The organism is Maritimibacter sp. 55A14, from assembly GCF_003122205.1.
In the GTDB taxonomy this organism is placed as follows: Bacteria; Pseudomonadota; Alphaproteobacteria; order Rhodobacterales; family Rhodobacteraceae; genus QEYE01.
On record NZ_QEYE01000002.1, the window covers coordinates 41,571 to 55,293 of the forward strand.

Annotated in this window: 12 protein-coding genes; 2 read left to right on the forward strand and 10 right to left on the reverse strand. The window is 65.4% G+C overall.

What is annotated here, in order from left to right:
* Positions 1 to 59 precede the first annotated feature (59 nt).
* Together DDZ14_RS01800 and DDZ14_RS01805 are read left to right on the forward strand one after the other, a co-directional pair.
* On the forward strand, positions 60 to 1,667 hold the full coding sequence (locus tag DDZ14_RS01800; RefSeq protein ID WP_109423240.1) for a peptide chain release factor 3: 1,608 nt from the start codon (positions 60 to 62) through the stop codon (positions 1,665 to 1,667).
* 199 nt (positions 1,668 to 1,866) lie between these two features.
* Positions 1,867 to 3,354, forward strand: coding sequence for a DEAD/DEAH box helicase (locus tag DDZ14_RS01805; RefSeq protein ID WP_109423241.1), 1,488 nt, complete (start codon positions 1,867 to 1,869; stop codon positions 3,352 to 3,354).
* Between the two features lie 209 nt (positions 3,355 to 3,563).
* Here DDZ14_RS01805 and DDZ14_RS01810 read toward each other — a convergent pair whose 3' ends face one another.
* The 10 genes from DDZ14_RS01810 to nuoI all read right to left on the reverse strand — a co-directional run bounded on the left by DDZ14_RS01810 (position 3,564) and on the right by nuoI (position 13,722).
* On the reverse strand, positions 3,564 to 5,234 hold the full coding sequence (locus DDZ14_RS01810) for a ribonuclease J (protein WP_109423242.1): 1,671 nt from the start codon (positions 5,232 to 5,234) through the stop codon (positions 3,564 to 3,566).
* Positions 5,235 to 5,236: 2 nt separating this feature from the next.
* Positions 5,237 to 6,010: a type III pantothenate kinase gene (locus tag DDZ14_RS01815; RefSeq protein ID WP_109423243.1), complete on the reverse strand. Its 774-nt coding sequence runs from the start codon at positions 6,008 to 6,010 to the stop codon at positions 5,237 to 5,239.
* Between the two features lie 14 nt (positions 6,011 to 6,024).
* A complete protein-coding gene (locus tag DDZ14_RS01820; RefSeq protein ID WP_369914302.1) occupies positions 6,025 to 6,774 on the reverse strand; it encodes a biotin--[acetyl-CoA-carboxylase] ligase in 750 nt (249 codons plus the stop codon).
* A complete protein-coding gene (gene nuoN, locus DDZ14_RS01825) occupies positions 6,775 to 8,214 on the reverse strand; it encodes an NADH-quinone oxidoreductase subunit NuoN (RefSeq protein WP_199221260.1) in 1,440 nt (479 codons plus the stop codon).
* Positions 8,215 to 8,225: 11 nt separating this feature from the next.
* Entirely contained in the window at positions 8,226 to 9,776 is a 1,551-nt protein-coding gene (locus DDZ14_RS01830) for an NADH-quinone oxidoreductase subunit M (RefSeq protein WP_109423244.1), read from the reverse strand.
* On the reverse strand, positions 9,776 to 11,746 hold the full coding sequence (nuoL, locus tag DDZ14_RS01835) for an NADH-quinone oxidoreductase subunit L (RefSeq protein WP_109423245.1): 1,971 nt from the start codon (positions 11,744 to 11,746) through the stop codon (positions 9,776 to 9,778). The genes DDZ14_RS01830 and nuoL overlap by 1 nt, the downstream gene beginning before the upstream one ends.
* Positions 11,747 to 11,752: 6 nt before the next feature.
* A complete protein-coding gene (nuoK, locus tag DDZ14_RS01840) occupies positions 11,753 to 12,058 on the reverse strand; it encodes an NADH-quinone oxidoreductase subunit NuoK (RefSeq protein WP_109423246.1) in 306 nt (101 codons plus the stop codon).
* Between the two features lie 89 nt (positions 12,059 to 12,147).
* Positions 12,148 to 12,762, reverse strand: coding sequence for an NADH-quinone oxidoreductase subunit J (locus DDZ14_RS01845; RefSeq protein WP_109423247.1), 615 nt, complete (start codon positions 12,760 to 12,762; stop codon positions 12,148 to 12,150).
* Positions 12,759 to 13,169 (reverse strand): carboxymuconolactone decarboxylase family protein, encoded by a 411-nt coding sequence (locus tag DDZ14_RS01850; RefSeq protein WP_109423248.1) that lies wholly within the window; start codon positions 13,167 to 13,169, stop codon positions 12,759 to 12,761. Before DDZ14_RS01850 ends, DDZ14_RS01845 begins: the two co-directional genes overlap by 4 nt.
* A gap of 58 nt (positions 13,170 to 13,227) precedes the next feature.
* Positions 13,228 to 13,722 (reverse strand): NADH-quinone oxidoreductase subunit NuoI, encoded by a 495-nt coding sequence (gene nuoI, locus DDZ14_RS01855; protein WP_109423249.1) that lies wholly within the window; start codon positions 13,720 to 13,722, stop codon positions 13,228 to 13,230.
* Between the last annotated feature and the right edge of the window lies 1 nt (position 13,723).

Here is a 13,723-nt window from a genome sequence, read left to right on the forward strand (position 1 = left end):
CGCCAGCGCGGGCGCGCATCTGCTTGCCATCGGACCCGGCCCGACCTATACGCGCGGCCATGCTGGAACGTAGCCACAACGCCCCCGACCTGCCGGCCGAGATCGCCCGGCGGCGCACCTTCGCCATCATCTCGCATCCCGATGCGGGCAAGACGACGCTGACCGAGAAATTCCTGCTCTATGGCGGCGCGATTCAGATGGCCGGACAGGTCCGCGCCAAGGGCGAGGCACGGCGCACCCGCAGCGACTTCATGCAGATGGAAAAAGATCGCGGCATTTCCGTCTCGGCCTCGGCCATGTCCTTCGATTTCAAGACGTTCCGCTTCAATCTCGTGGACACGCCCGGCCATAGCGACTTCTCCGAGGACACGTATCGCACGCTGACCGCGGTGGATGCCGCGATCATGGTGATCGACGGGGCCAAGGGTGTCGAGAGCCAGACGCAGAAGCTCTTCGAGGTCTGCCGCCTGCGCGACCTGCCGATCCTGACCTTCTGCAACAAGATGGACCGCGAAAGCCGCGACACGTTCGAGATCATCGACGAGATCCAGGAGAACCTGGCCATCGACGTGACCCCGGCAAGCTGGCCGATCGGGCGCGGGCGCGACTTCCTGGGCTGCTACGACATCCTGCGCGACCGGCTGGAACTGATGGACCGCGCCAACCGGAACCGCGTGGCCGAGAGCATCGCGATCGAGGGGCTCGACGACCCGCGCCTGGCCGAGCATGTGCCGCCCGACCTGCTGGAGACCCTGCGCGAGGAACTGGAGATGGCCCGCGGCCTGCTCCCCGCCTTCGACGCGCGGGCGTTCCTCGACGGCACGCTGACGCCGATCTGGTTCGGCTCGGCCATCAACTCCTTCGGCGTGAAGGAGCTTATGGACGGCATCGCCGATTACGGCCCCACGCCGCAGCCGCAGCCCGCCGAGCCGCGCCATGTCTCGCCCGACGAGACCAAAGTGTCGGGCTTCGTCTTCAAGGTTCAGGCTAACATGGACCCCAGGCACCGCGACCGGGTCGCCTTCGTGCGGCTGGCCGCGGGGCATTTCAGGCGCGGCATGAAGATGACGCATGTGCGCTCGGGCAAACCGATCACCGTCTCCGCGCCGGTGCTTTTCCTGGCCTCCGACCGGGAACTGGCCGAGGAAGCCTGGGCCGGCGACATTATCGGCATCCCCAATCACGGGCAGCTTCGCATCGGCGACACGCTGACCGAGGGCGAGGTGCTGCGCTTCACCGGCCTGCCCTCCTTCGCGCCGGAACTGTTGCAAACCTGTCGCGCGGGCGATCCGATGAAGGCCAAGCACCTGGAAAAGGCGCTGATGCAGTTTGCCGAGGAAGGCGCGGCCAAGGTCTTCAAGCCCGCCATCGGCTCGGGCTTTATCGTCGGCGTGGTGGGGCAGCTTCAGTTCGAAGTGCTGGCCAGCCGGATCGAGCTGGAATACGGCCTGCCGGTGCGGTTCGAGGCCTCGCAATTCACGTCGGCCCGCTGGGTGACGGGGCCCAAGCCCGCGCTCGACAAGTTCGTGTCGGCCAATTCCGGGCATCTGGCCCACGACAATGACGGCGATCTGGTCTACCTGACCCGGCTGCAATGGGATATCGACCGGGTGGAGCGGGATTACCCCGACCTGACGCTCAGCGCGATCAAGGAAATGCAGGTCTGAGCATGGGGTTGGACATCAGGCCTGGAAACAGTATATATCAATGAGCGGGAATTGTTCACGTGACCGTGCAACAGATTGACCGCAGGGACGGATTCGCGTACCACCCCTCCATTCACGGATCGCCCCGCCGCGCGGATGCGGCATGATGAGCGATCATGACCGATCTTGCGGCGCGGAATGCCGCAGCCGACGGATACATATGACGAAATTCACCGATCTCGAACTCGACCCGAAAGTCCTCAAGGCCATCGCGGAAGCCGGCTATGAGGAACCGACTCCGATCCAGTCGCAGGCGATCCCGCCGGCGTTGCAGGGGCGTGATGTGCTGGGCATCGCCCAGACCGGCACCGGCAAGACCGCCGGTTTCGTGCTTCCGATGATCACCATGCTGGGGAAGGGGCGCGCCCGCGCGCGAATGCCGCGCAGCCTGGTGCTGGCGCCCACCCGTGAACTGGCGGCGCAGGTGGCGGAAAATTTCGACACCTATGCCAAGTACACCAAGCTGACCAAGGCGCTGCTGATCGGCGGCGTCAGCTTCAAGGAGCAGGACAAGCTCATCGACCGCGGCGTGGACGTGCTGATCGCGACGCCGGGCCGCCTGCTGGACCATTTCGAACGCGGCAAGCTGATGCTGACCGGCGTGCAGATCATGGTTGTGGACGAGGCCGACCGGATGCTCGACATGGGGTTCATCCCGGATATCGAGCGCATCTTCAAGCTGACGCCCTTCACCCGGCAGACGCTCTTCTTCTCGGCCACGATGGCGCGCGAGATCGAGCGGATCACCAACGAATTCCTGACCAATCCCGCCCGTGTCGAGGTCGCCCGCCAGGCCACCACAGCCGAGACGATCGACCAGCATGTGGTGGAGCTCAAGCCCAGCCGCCGCGACCGCGCCGCATCCGAGAAGCGTGCGCTGCTGCGCGCACTGATCGACGGCGAGGGCGAGAAGCTCAAGAACGGCATCGTCTTCTGCAATCGCAAGGTCGATGTGGATGTCGTGGCCAAGTCGCTCAAAAAGCACGGCTATGACGCGGCCCCCATCCACGGCGATCTGGACCAGTCGGTGCGCACGCGCACGCTGGACGCCTTCCGCGACGGCGCGCTGAAACTGCTGATCGCCTCGGACGTGGCTGCGCGCGGGCTCGACGTGCCCTCGGTCAGCCATGTGTTCAATTTCGACGTGCCCAGTCATTCGGAGGATTACGTCCACCGGATCGGCCGCACCGGCCGGGCCGGTCGCGCGGGCTGCGCGCTGATGATCGCGGCCCCGCAGGACGACAAGAACCTCGCCGGGGTCGAGGCGTTGCTGCAACGGCAGATCCCGCGGCGGGACAATCCGCTGACGGCGAAGACGCCCGAAGCGGCTGAGGACGGAAAGGCGGAGATGTCCGGGAAACCCGACCGGCCGGAGAAGCCGGAGAAGGCCAACAAGCCCGCCCCCAAGCGCCGCCGCAAGAAACCTGACGACGCGCCCAAAGCCGAGGAGGCCCAGGTGGAAGCGATGCAGCCCGAGACGAAGGCGGACGAGGCGGACGAGGGCACGAAGAAGCCCGCGCGCAGCCGTGGCCGCGGCGGGCGCAAGCAGGGGGACGAGGACCGCCGCTCCGACGACAAGGTCGTCGGCATGGGCGACCACGTGCCCGACTTCCTGACCCGCAGCTTCACCGACCGCCGCGTCGGGTAGGACGGGACGACCGGACCCGACGCACGACAGTGCGGCTGGGTCCGGCAGAGCCTGCCAGCGAGGCGGCGCATCGCGCTTCCATCCGCAAGAACCGGCCAGCAGCCCCTTAGTGAAATTTGCACTCAAGCGGCACCATCACGCCCCTGATCAGGGGCGTGATGGTGCCGCGACAAAACAATGCCTGCCATTCGGGGTCGGACGGCCCCCGCCTACTCCGCCATCAACCGGCTGATCAGGACCGTCACCTCGGGCTTGCGGCCCACCAGATCGACCGCGGCCTGCCGGGTACGGCGGCGGACCAGCGTCTCCAGCTTGTCGTCGTCGAGCACCGTGCGTTCATCGGCCTGGCCCAGCGCCTCGGCCACCTCGTCCTCGATCAGGTCGACCAGTGGCGCGCCGCTCGCGCCCTTCTCAGGCAGGCCCTTGACCTCCACCCAGGCGTCTTCCAGCGCCTCGTCGCTCTCGTCCACGATCACACCGACCGTCACATGGCCGTTGAGCGCCATGCGAATACGGTCGCGCACGACCCCGTCCATCGCGCCGATGAGCACCGTGCCGTCCAGATAGGTCCGGCCCGCCTCGATATGGTCCAGCACCTCCGGCGCGTCGCCGCTGATGTCGAGCATCGTGCCGTTGGGGGCGACGGCGGCCGCCATGCCCTTGGAGATGGCCAGGTTGGCGTGTTCGCGCAGATGCCGGTGCTCGCCATGCATGGGGATCACCATCTGCGGCTTCACCAGGTCATGCACGGCTTCCAGATCGGGCCGGTTGGCATGGCCGGAGACGTGGTAGCGCTCATCCCCCTCCACCACGTCGACGCCCATTTCCGAGAAGGCGTTCATGATCTGGATGACCGAGCGTTCATTGCCGGGGATGGTCTTGGACGAGAAGATGAAGAGGTCGCCCTCCTTCAGCGTCAGCCCAAGATACTTGCCGCGTGATAGCTGGGCCGAGGCCGCGCGCCGCTCGCCCTGGCTGCCGGTGACCAGCAGCATCAGGTTCTCCCGCGGGACCTGCAGCGCATCCTCGACGGGCGTGGTGGCGGGGAAGCCCGTCAGAACGCCGGTTTCCTCGGCCACGCGGACCATGCGCTGCATGGCGCGGCCCAAAAGCACGACGGACCGCCCGGCATCGCGCCCGGCCTCCGCCAGCGTCTTCACCCGCGCCACGTTGGAGGCGAAGGTCGTGGCCACGACCATCCCGCGGGCCCCGGCCACCAGCGCGGCGAGATTGTCGGTCAGCGTCGCCTCCGACCGGCCCGGATGGGGCGAGAACACGTTGGTGCTGTCGCAGATCAGCGCCTTGACCCCACCGGCGGCGGCCTCGCGCCAGATCTCCGGATCCCAGGGCTCGCCCACGCCGGGGGTCTCGTCGAGCTTGAAATCGCCGGTATGGATCAGCCGGCCTGCCGGCGTATCGATCACCAGTGCCGAACTCTCGGGGATCGAATGCGATACCGGCAGATAGCGGACCCGGAACGGCCCCGCCTCGGTTTCCGCGGGCCAGGGCTGAACGATCTTGACCTTCTCCTCCGGGTGGCCGCGCTCCTTCATCTTCAGCCGCGCGATCGCGGCGGTAAAGGGGCGGGCATAGACCGGCGCGCGCAGCCGGTCCCACAGCAGCGACAGCGCGCCGACATGGTCCTCATGCGCATGTGTGATGAAGATCGCCTCCAGCCGGTCGCGCCGGGCCAGAAGCCAGGCGATATCGGCCATGATCAGATCAACGCCCGGCGTGCTGTCCATGTCCGGGAAGGCGACGCCGCAATCGACCAGGATGAAGCGTTCCTTGCCCTTGGCCCCATAGCCGTAGACATACATATTCATCCCGATCTCCCCCGCGCCGCCGAGGGGGAGGTAAATCAGTTTACTTCTGCTCATGCTCAGATTTCGTCCTTGTTGAAATCGTGGATGACCGTCAGTCCGTGCATGGTGAGATCGTCCTCGAATACATCAAACAGCGGCCCGCCCTGCTGGAAAAGCGGGGCCAGCCCGCCGGTTCCGATCACTTTCATGGGCCGCGCGCGTTCTTCCTTGATCCGGCTGACGATCCCGTCAACCAGCCCGACATAGCCCCAGAAGACGCCCGACTGCATGCAGGCCACGGTGTTGGTGCCCACCACGCGTTCGGGCATCGTCACATCCACATGCGGTAGTGCCGCCGCCGCCTGGTGAAGCGCCTCCAGAGACAGGTTGACACCCGGAGCGATCACGCCGCCCACATAGGCCCCGTCCGCGGCTACCACGTCGAAGGTCGTGGCGGTACCGAAATCGACAACGATCAGGTCGCCGCCATGCAGATCGTGACCCGCGACGGTGTTGACCAGCCGGTCCGGCCCCACCTGGGTGCCCGCATCCACCCGCACATCGACCGGCAGCTTGCAGTCGGGCTTGCCCACCACCAGCGGCCGGCAGTCGAAATAGCGCGCGCAGAGTACACGGAGGTTGAAGACCACGCGCGGCACCGTGGTCGAGATGATGACCGCGTCGATCTTCACGTCGATCTTGTGATGGGCCAGCAGCGTGGAGAGCCAGACGTAGTACTGGTCGGCCGTGCGCTGATGCTCGGTCGAGGTGCGCAGCGTGCACAGGAACTTCTCGCCGTCCCAGATCGAGAAGACGGTATTGGTGTTGCCGCAGTCGATCGCCAGAAGCATGGGCTGCCCCGCTCTCAGAAAAAGACCTCAGCCGCCGGGATCGCCACCCGGCCGCGGGGGCCATTTAGAACCAGCGCGCCGGTTTCGTCCACCGTCTCGAAGGTGCCCTCATGGGTCTCGCGGGCGGTGCGCGCCGTGATCGGCTGGCCCAGACGCGCCGCATGGGCCAGCCAGGCGCTGCGTATCGGGGCGAAGCCGTAGGTGGTGAACTGGTACTCCCAGCGCGCATAGGCGGCGGCGAGCGCGTCGAGAAACGCCTCCTGCCCCGGCCGGATGCCGGTTTCCGGTGCCAGCGCAACGGGCGGCGTTGCGCCAGGCTCCACCGCCTCGGGTGGGGGAACGGCGGTGAGGTTGACACCGATGCCGATGGCCAGATGGGTCAGGCGTCCGCCCGCGCCCACGCTCTCCAGCAGGATGCCGGCCAGCTTGCCGCCGTTCAGCAGCACGTCATTGGGCCATTTCAGGCTGAAGGCTGCCTCCCGCCCGGTCAGCCCCGCGCAGGTTTCGCGCAGCGCCAGCGCCGCGACAAAGCTGCGCAGCGCGGCCTGTCCGGGCGCCTCCGCCGGGCGCAGCACCAGGGTCGCGGCGAAATTCCCCTCCGGGCTGGCCCAGGCGCGGCCGCGCCGGCCGCGCGCGGCGGTCTGGCGGCGCGCCATGATCCAGCAGGGGCCGGCCAGGCTGTCCGCAATGCGGGCGGCCTCGGCATTGGTGCTGTCGACACTGTCGAGGACGCGACGCTCCACCCCCTCGGGCCAGGACATCATCTAGCGCGCGAGCGTCTCGGCGGCGGCGGCGGCCAGGGCCTCCACGCCAAAGAGATTGGCGACGCCCAGCACCATGATCGCGGCCGATCCCATCAGCGCCACCCACTGCACCGGCGGCATGGTCCGGTCCAGCGCCTCGCGCGGTTCGCCGAAATACATCAGATAGACGATGCGGATATAGTAGAAGGCGCCGATCACGCTGGCCAGAACGCCGGCCACGGCCAGCCAGACCATGTCCGCATCGACCGCCGCCTTGAGCACGTAGAACTTGCCCAGGAAGCCCACCAGCGGCGGCACGCCCGCAAGGCTGAACAGCAACACCAGCATCGCCAGCGCCTTGAGCGGCTCGGCCCGCGAGTACATGTTCAGGCTGTCGATCTCGGTCACCGGCTGCCCGTCGCGGCGCATCGACAGGATGAAGGCGAAGGTGCCGATATTCATCGTCACGTAGATCGCCAGGTAGATCAGCAACGCCTGGAGCCCGCCCACGGTCCCCGCCGCGAGACCGATCAGCGCATACCCCATATGCGCGATCGACGAATAGGCCATCAGGCGCTTGATATTGGTCTGCCCGATCGCCGCGATCGAGCCCAGGAACATCGACAGCACCGCCAGAAGGGCGACGATCTGGCTCCAGTCCGCGGTGGCCTCGCCAAAGGCCGAGTGCATCAGCCGTGCGAACATCACCGCCGCGGCCACCTTGGGCGCGGTGGCGAAAAAGGCGGTGACGGGCGTGGGGGCGCCTTCGTAGACATCGGGCGTCCACATGTGGAAGGGCACGGCGGAGACCTTGAAGGCCAGGCCGGTGATCATGAAGACGAGACCGAAGAGCAGACCCAGCGAGACATGCCCGCCTTCGGCCGCCGCGATGATGCCCGAGAAAAGCGTCGTACCGGCATAGCCGTAAGTCAGCGAGGCACCGTAGAGCAGCAGGCCCGAACTGAGCGCGCCCAGCACGAAATACTTGAGGCCCGCCTCGGTGGAGCGCACGGAGTCGCGCCGGATCGACGCCACGACGTAAAGGCACAGCGATTGCAGTTCGAGCCCCATATAGAGCGCCATCAGGTCGCCCGCCGAGACCATCATCATCATTCCAAGCACCGACAGCGCCACCAGGATCGGATACTCGAAGCGCATCAGGCCGAGCCGCGTCATGAAGTCCTGGCTCATCAGCAGAACCGCCGCCGCCGAGACCAGGATCACCACCTTGGCGAAGCGCGCGAAGCCGTCATCCACGAAGGCGCCGCCGAAAGCGGTATCGGCGCCCTCGGGCGAGAAGCCGATCCAGAAGGCCAGCACCGCCATCAGCGCGGCGGTGGTCCAGAGCAGCAGCGGCGCGGTGCGGTCCTTGCCGGTATAGACGCCGTACATCAGCGCGAGCATGGCATAGACCGCGAGGATCACCTCGGGCAGGACGACGGAAATATCTGAACCAATCATCGCGTGTTCCCTCAATGTTGCGCCAGTTGCACGGCCGGCGCGGCGGCGCCGTCATGCAACGCGGTCTGATAGCTCTCGAGCAGCGCGCCCACCGACGGGCCGGTGACATCCAGCACCAGTGCCGGGTAGATGCCGAGCAGGATCGTCATCGCCACCAGCGGCGCGAAGACCCAGCGTTCCCGCGCGGTCATGTCGGTGATGGATTTCAGGCTTTCCTTGATCAGGTCGCCGAAGACCACCCGGCGATAGAGCCAGAGCGCATAGGCCGCCGACAGGATCACGCCGGACGTGGCGAAGGCCGCGACCCAGGTATTGGCCTGGAAGGCGCCCACCAGCGTCAGGAACTCGCCCACGAAGCCGCTGGTGCCCGGCAGGCCAACATTGGCCATGGTGAAGAGCATGAAGACCATCGCATAGGCCGGCATCCGGTTGACCAGCCCGCCATAGGCATCGATCTCGCGGGTGTGCATCCGGTCGTAGATCACGCCCACGATCAGGAAGAGCGCACCGGAGACGAAGCCGTGGCTGATCATCTGGAAAATGGCGCCGTCCACGCCCTGCTGGTTCGCCGCGAAAATGCCGATCGTCACGTATCCCATATGCGCGACCGAGGAATAGGCGATCAGCTTCTTCATATCCTCCTGCATCATCGCCACCAGCGAGGTGTAGACGATCGCGATCACGCTCAGCCACATCACGAACCCCGCCAGCAGGTCGGCGGCGACCGGGAACATCGGCAACGAGAAGCGCAGGAAGCCGTAACCGCCCATCTTCAGCAGGATCGCCGCCAGCACCACGGAACCCGCGGTGGGCGCCTGCACATGGGCGTCGGGCAGCCAGGTATGAACCGGCCACATCGGCAATTTCACCGCGAAGGAGGCGAAGAAGGCCAGGAACATCAGCGTCTGCATGCCCCCCGCGATCTGCCAGCCCAGCAGCGTGATCGGCCCGGAGGAGAATTCATGGTCCAGCAGCGTGGGGATGTCGGTGGTGCCCGCATCCATCCACATCACGATCATCGCCACCAGCATCAGGACCGAGCCCAGGAAAGTATAGAGGAAGAACTTGAAGGCCGCATAGATGCGGTCCTTGCCACCCCAGATGCCGACGATCAGGAACATCGGGATCAGGCCGGCCTCGAAGAAGATGTAGAAGAGCACCAGGTCGAGCGCCATGAACACGCCCAGCATCAATGTCTCCAGCACCAGGAAGGCGATCATGTACTCCTTGACCCGGTGCTCCACGTTCCAGGCCGAGGCGATGACCAGCGGCATCAGGAAGGTGGTCAGCAGCACGAAGAGGATGGAAATGCCGTCCACCCCCATCTTGTAGCTCAGCCCCAGCAGCCAGGGCCGTTCCTCGACGAACTGGAAGCCCGTATTGTCGGGGTCGAACCCGGCATAGACGAAGAGCGAGACGATGAAGGTCACTGTGGTGGCGGCCAGCGCCACCCATTTGGCGTTCTTCGCCGCCGCCGCGTCGTCCCCGCGCAGAAAGAGCGCCAGGATCGCGGCCGCGATAAGCGGAATGAAGGTAATGATGGAAAGAAGATTGCCGGCCATCACTGCGCACCCCCGCTGATCGTCACCCAGGTGATGAGCGCCACGACGCCCAGCACCATGGCGAATGCGTATGTAAAGAGATAACCGGACTGCGCCTTCTGGCTGAGCCGGGTGAGGAAAGGCACCGCCCCCATCGCCACGCCGTTGATCGTGCCGTCGATCACGTCGCCGTCGCCCCGCTTCCACAGGAACCGCCCCAGCCATTTGGCGGTGCGCAGGAAGACGATCTCGTAGAGCTCGTCGAAATACCACTTGTTGAGCAGGAAGAGGTAGAGCGGACGTTGCGCCTGCGCCAGGCGGCCGGGCAGCGACGGATTGGCGATGTAGAAGACCCATGCCAGCGCCAGACCCAGCGCCATGGCGATGAAGGGCGAGACCTTCACCCAGCCCGCCACCTCGTGGGCGTCGTGCAGGACGTGGTTGGTCTCGTGATTGATGTAGACGGAGCTGCCGAAGAACTCCTCGACATGATGGCCGAAGAAATCACCGTACCAGACCATGCCCGCAAAGATCGAGCCCAGCGCCAACACGCCCAGCGGCACCAGTATCGTCATCGGGCTCTCATGGGCATGCTCATGGGCGTGCTTGTCGCCCTTGGGCTTGCCGTAGAAGGTCATGAAGATCAGCCGCCAGGAATAGAATGAGGTCATGGCCGCCGCCATGACGAGCAGCCAGAAGGCATAATCCCCGACACCCGACTGCGCGGCATAGGTGCTCTCGATAATGGCGTCCTTGGACAGGAAGCCCGCGAAGCCGATATTGGTCAGCGGAATGCCCACCCCAGTGATCGCCAGCGTGCCGATCATCATCGCCCAGAACGTATAGGGGATCTTGCGGCGCAGCCCGCCGTAATTGCGCATGTCCTGTTCGTGGTGCATCGCGGTGATGACCGAACCGGCCCCGAGAAAGAGCATCGCCTTGAAGAAGGCATGGGTGAAGAGATGGAACATCGCCGCCTGATAGACGCCGACCCCGGCGGCGGCGAACATGTAACCCAGCTGCGAGCAGGTCGAATAGGCGATGACGCGCTTGATGTCGTTCTGCACCAGCCCGATCGTGGCCGCGAAGAAGGCCGTCGTGGCGCCGATCACGGTGACGAAGGCCAGCGCCTGTGGCGCGTATTCGAAGAGCGGCGACATGCGGCAGACCAGGAAGACGCCCGCGGTGACCATCGTCGCGGCGTGGATCAGCGCGGAGACCGGTGTCGGGCCCTCCATCGCGTCCGGCAGCCATGTGTGCAGGAAGAGCTGCGCCGATTTGCCCATCGCCCCGATGAAGAGCAGCACGCAGATCAGGTTGGCCGCGTTCCACTCGGTCCACAGGAACGTGATGTTGGTCTCGGCCAGCAGGTGGCCTTCGGAGAAGATATCTCCGAAATTGATGCTGTCGGTGATGAAGAAGATCGCGAAAATTCCCAGCGCGAAGCCGAAATCGCCGACCCGGTTCACGATGAACGCCTTGATCGCTGCGGCGTTTGCCGAGGGCTTGCGGTAATAGAAGCCGATCAAGAGGTAGGAGGCCACGCCCACGCCCTCCCATCCGAAGAACATCTGCAGCAGGTTGTCGGAGGTCACCAGCATCAGCATCGCGAAGGTGAAGAACGAGAGATAGGCGAAGAAGCGCGGCCGGTAGCTCTCCCCCTCGCGGAAATTCTCGTCATGGGCCATGTAGCCGAAGCTGTAAAGATGGACGAGCGCCGAGACGGTGGTCACGACGATCAGCATGATCGCGGTCAGCCGGTCCAGCCGGATCGCCCAGTCCACCGACAGCGTGCCGGAGCTGACCCAGCGGAAGAGCGGGATCTGCTCGGTCGGGCCGTGGAAGGTCAGGAACACGATCCAGGACAGCAGCATGGCCAGGAAGAGCAGGCCCGTCGCGGTCACGGTCGCGGCTTTCTCGCCGATTAGCTTCCAGCCGAAGCCGCAGATGATGGTGCCGACGACGGGGGCAAAGAGGATGATGGTTTCCATGGCGCCTTACCCCTTCATCCGCTGGATGTCTTCGACGTCGATCGTGCCGCGGTTGCGGAAATAGCAGACCAGGATCGCCAGCCCGATCGCCGCCTCGGCCGCGGCCACGGTCAGCACGAAGAGCGTGAAGACCTGGCCCACCAGGTCGCCCAGATGGGTGGAGAAGGCCACGAGGTTGATATTGACCGCCAGCAGCATCAGTTCGATCGACATCAGGATGATGATGACGTTCTTGCGGTTCAGGAAGATGCCGAAGATGCCGATCACGAAAAGTGCGGCGGCGACTGTCAGGTAATGTTCCAGTCCTATCATCACGTCCCTCGTATCGTGGCCGGGTCGGTGTCCCGGTCCTGTTTGTTCTCCGGCATCCCGGCCCGGGTCCGGCGCGGGTCAGGTGGCGGTCACAGCCCCTGCCCCGGCTTGACGTCCTTCAGTTCCATCGCCTTGGCCGGATCGCGGTAGATCTGGGACAGGATATCCTGGCGCTTGATGTCGGTACGGTGGCGCAGTGTCAGCACGATCGCCCCGATCATCGCGACCAGCAGGATCAGCCCCGCGGCCTGGAAGAGATAGATGTACTGCGTATAGAGGATCTGCCCCAGCGCGGTGGTGTTGTGCATCTCGGCCACCGCCGGCGTCACCGCGGCGCGCGCGCCCTCGGCGGTCTCGGCATAGTGCCAGTCGCCGAAGACCAGCCCCATTTCCATCAGCAGCACGAGCCCGATCAGCAGCGCCACCGGCAGGTAGCGCGCCATGCCCGCCTTCAGCTCCGAGAAATCCACGTCGAGCATCATCACCACGAAAAGGAACAGCACCGCGACCGCGCCGACATAGACGATGACCAGCAGCATCGCCACGAATTCCGCCCCCATCAGGATGAAAAGCCCCGCCGAGGACAGGAAGGCCAGGATCAGCCACAGGACCGAATGCACCGGGTTGCGCGACACCACCACCATGAAGCCCGAGGCCACGACGACGATGGCAAAGAGATAGAAAATCAGTTCCGCGACGCTCATGACGGGTCATCCTCTTCTGTCTCGTTCGTCACCTGGCGCGCCAGTTCGGCGGCGCGGGTGACGGCGGGAAGGCCGGCGAAGACGGACATCTGCCCGATCACCTCGGCGATTTCCTGTTTCGTGGCGCCGGCCTCCAGCGCATGGCGCACGGTCATGCGGATCTGCGGCTCGGCCTGCGCGCCCTGGCAGGTCAGCCCCGCCAGCGTCAGGAAAAGCCGCGTCTTGGCGTCGAGCCCGTCCTTGTGGATGGCGTTGCCGAAGGCCATTTCCATCCATTCCTTCGGCATGGTCGGCCAGAGCTTTTCCAGCTCCGCGGGCGAGAAGCCCTCGAAGGAATGGTTGAACGCCTTGGCCATCTGCTGGACCTGCGCCAGCATGGCGTCGAAGGGCGATTTCGGATCGCTCATGCGGACCTCCCGTTCCGGCGCCGGCCCTGGCGGCCGGGGTGATATGCGCCCGCCCCGCTCACCGGTACGGCGCGTCCAGCTCGAGGTTGCGGGCGATCTCGGCTTCCCAGCGGTCGCCGTTCTCCAGAAGCTTCGCCTTGTCGTAGTAAAGCTCCTCGCGCGTTTCGGTGGCGAATTCGAAATTCGGGCCTTCCACGATCGCATCCACCGGGCAGGCTTCCTGGCAGAAGCCGCAATAGATGCATTTCGTCATGTCGATGTCGTAACGCGTGGTCCGGCGCGAGCCGTCCTCGCGCGGTTCCGCGTCGATGGTGATCGCCTGCGCGGGGCAGATCGCCTCGCAGAGCTTGCAGGCGATGCAGCGTTCCTCGCCATTGGGATAGCGGCGCAGCGCGTGCTCGCCCCGGAAACGGGGGCTGAGCGGCCCCTTCTCATGCGGGTAGTTCAGCGTCGCCTTGGGCGCGAAGAAATAGCGCATCCCCAGCTTCAGGCCGCCTATGAAGTCGGCCAGCAGGAAATAGCGTCCGGCGCGGGTCCAGTCGATCTGGGTCATT

Bases quoted from the DNA above. Each gene is read 5' to 3' on its own strand.
- nuoL (WP_109423245.1), bottom strand. From the start codon at position 11,746: ATGGAAACCATCATCCTCTTTGCCCCCGTCGTCGGCACCATCATCTGC.
- DDZ14_RS01805 (WP_109423241.1), top strand. From the start codon at position 1,867: ATGACGAAATTCACCGATCTCGAACTCGACCCGAAAGTCCTCAAGGCC.
- DDZ14_RS01800 (WP_109423240.1), top strand. From the start codon at position 60: ATGCTGGAACGTAGCCACAACGCCCCCGACCTGCCGGCCGAGATCGCC.
- DDZ14_RS01830 (WP_109423244.1), bottom strand. From the start codon at position 9,776: ATGGCCGGCAATCTTCTTTCCATCATTACCTTCATTCCGCTTATCGCG.
- DDZ14_RS01850 (WP_109423248.1), bottom strand. From the start codon at position 13,169: ATGAGCGATCCGAAATCGCCCTTCGACGCCATGCTGGCGCAGGTCCAG.
- DDZ14_RS01845 (WP_109423247.1), bottom strand. From the start codon at position 12,762: ATGAGCGTCGCGGAACTGATTTTCTATCTCTTTGCCATCGTCGTCGTG.
- DDZ14_RS01815 (WP_109423243.1), bottom strand. From the start codon at position 6,010: ATGCTTCTGGCGATCGACTGCGGCAACACCAATACCGTCTTCTCGATC.
- nuoI (WP_109423249.1), bottom strand. From the start codon at position 13,722: ATGACCCAGATCGACTGGACCCGCGCCGGACGCTATTTCCTGCTGGCC.
- DDZ14_RS01820 (WP_369914302.1), bottom strand. From the start codon at position 6,774: ATGATGTCCTGGCCCGAGGGGGTGGAGCGTCGCGTCCTCGACAGTGTC.
- nuoN (WP_199221260.1), bottom strand. From the start codon at position 8,214: ATGATTGGTTCAGATATTTCCGTCGTCCTGCCCGAGGTGATCCTCGCG.
- nuoK (WP_109423246.1), bottom strand. From the start codon at position 12,058: ATGATAGGACTGGAACATTACCTGACAGTCGCCGCCGCACTTTTCGTG.
- DDZ14_RS01810 (WP_109423242.1), bottom strand. From the start codon at position 5,234: ATGAGCAGAAGTAAACTGATTTACCTCCCCCTCGGCGGCGCGGGGGAG.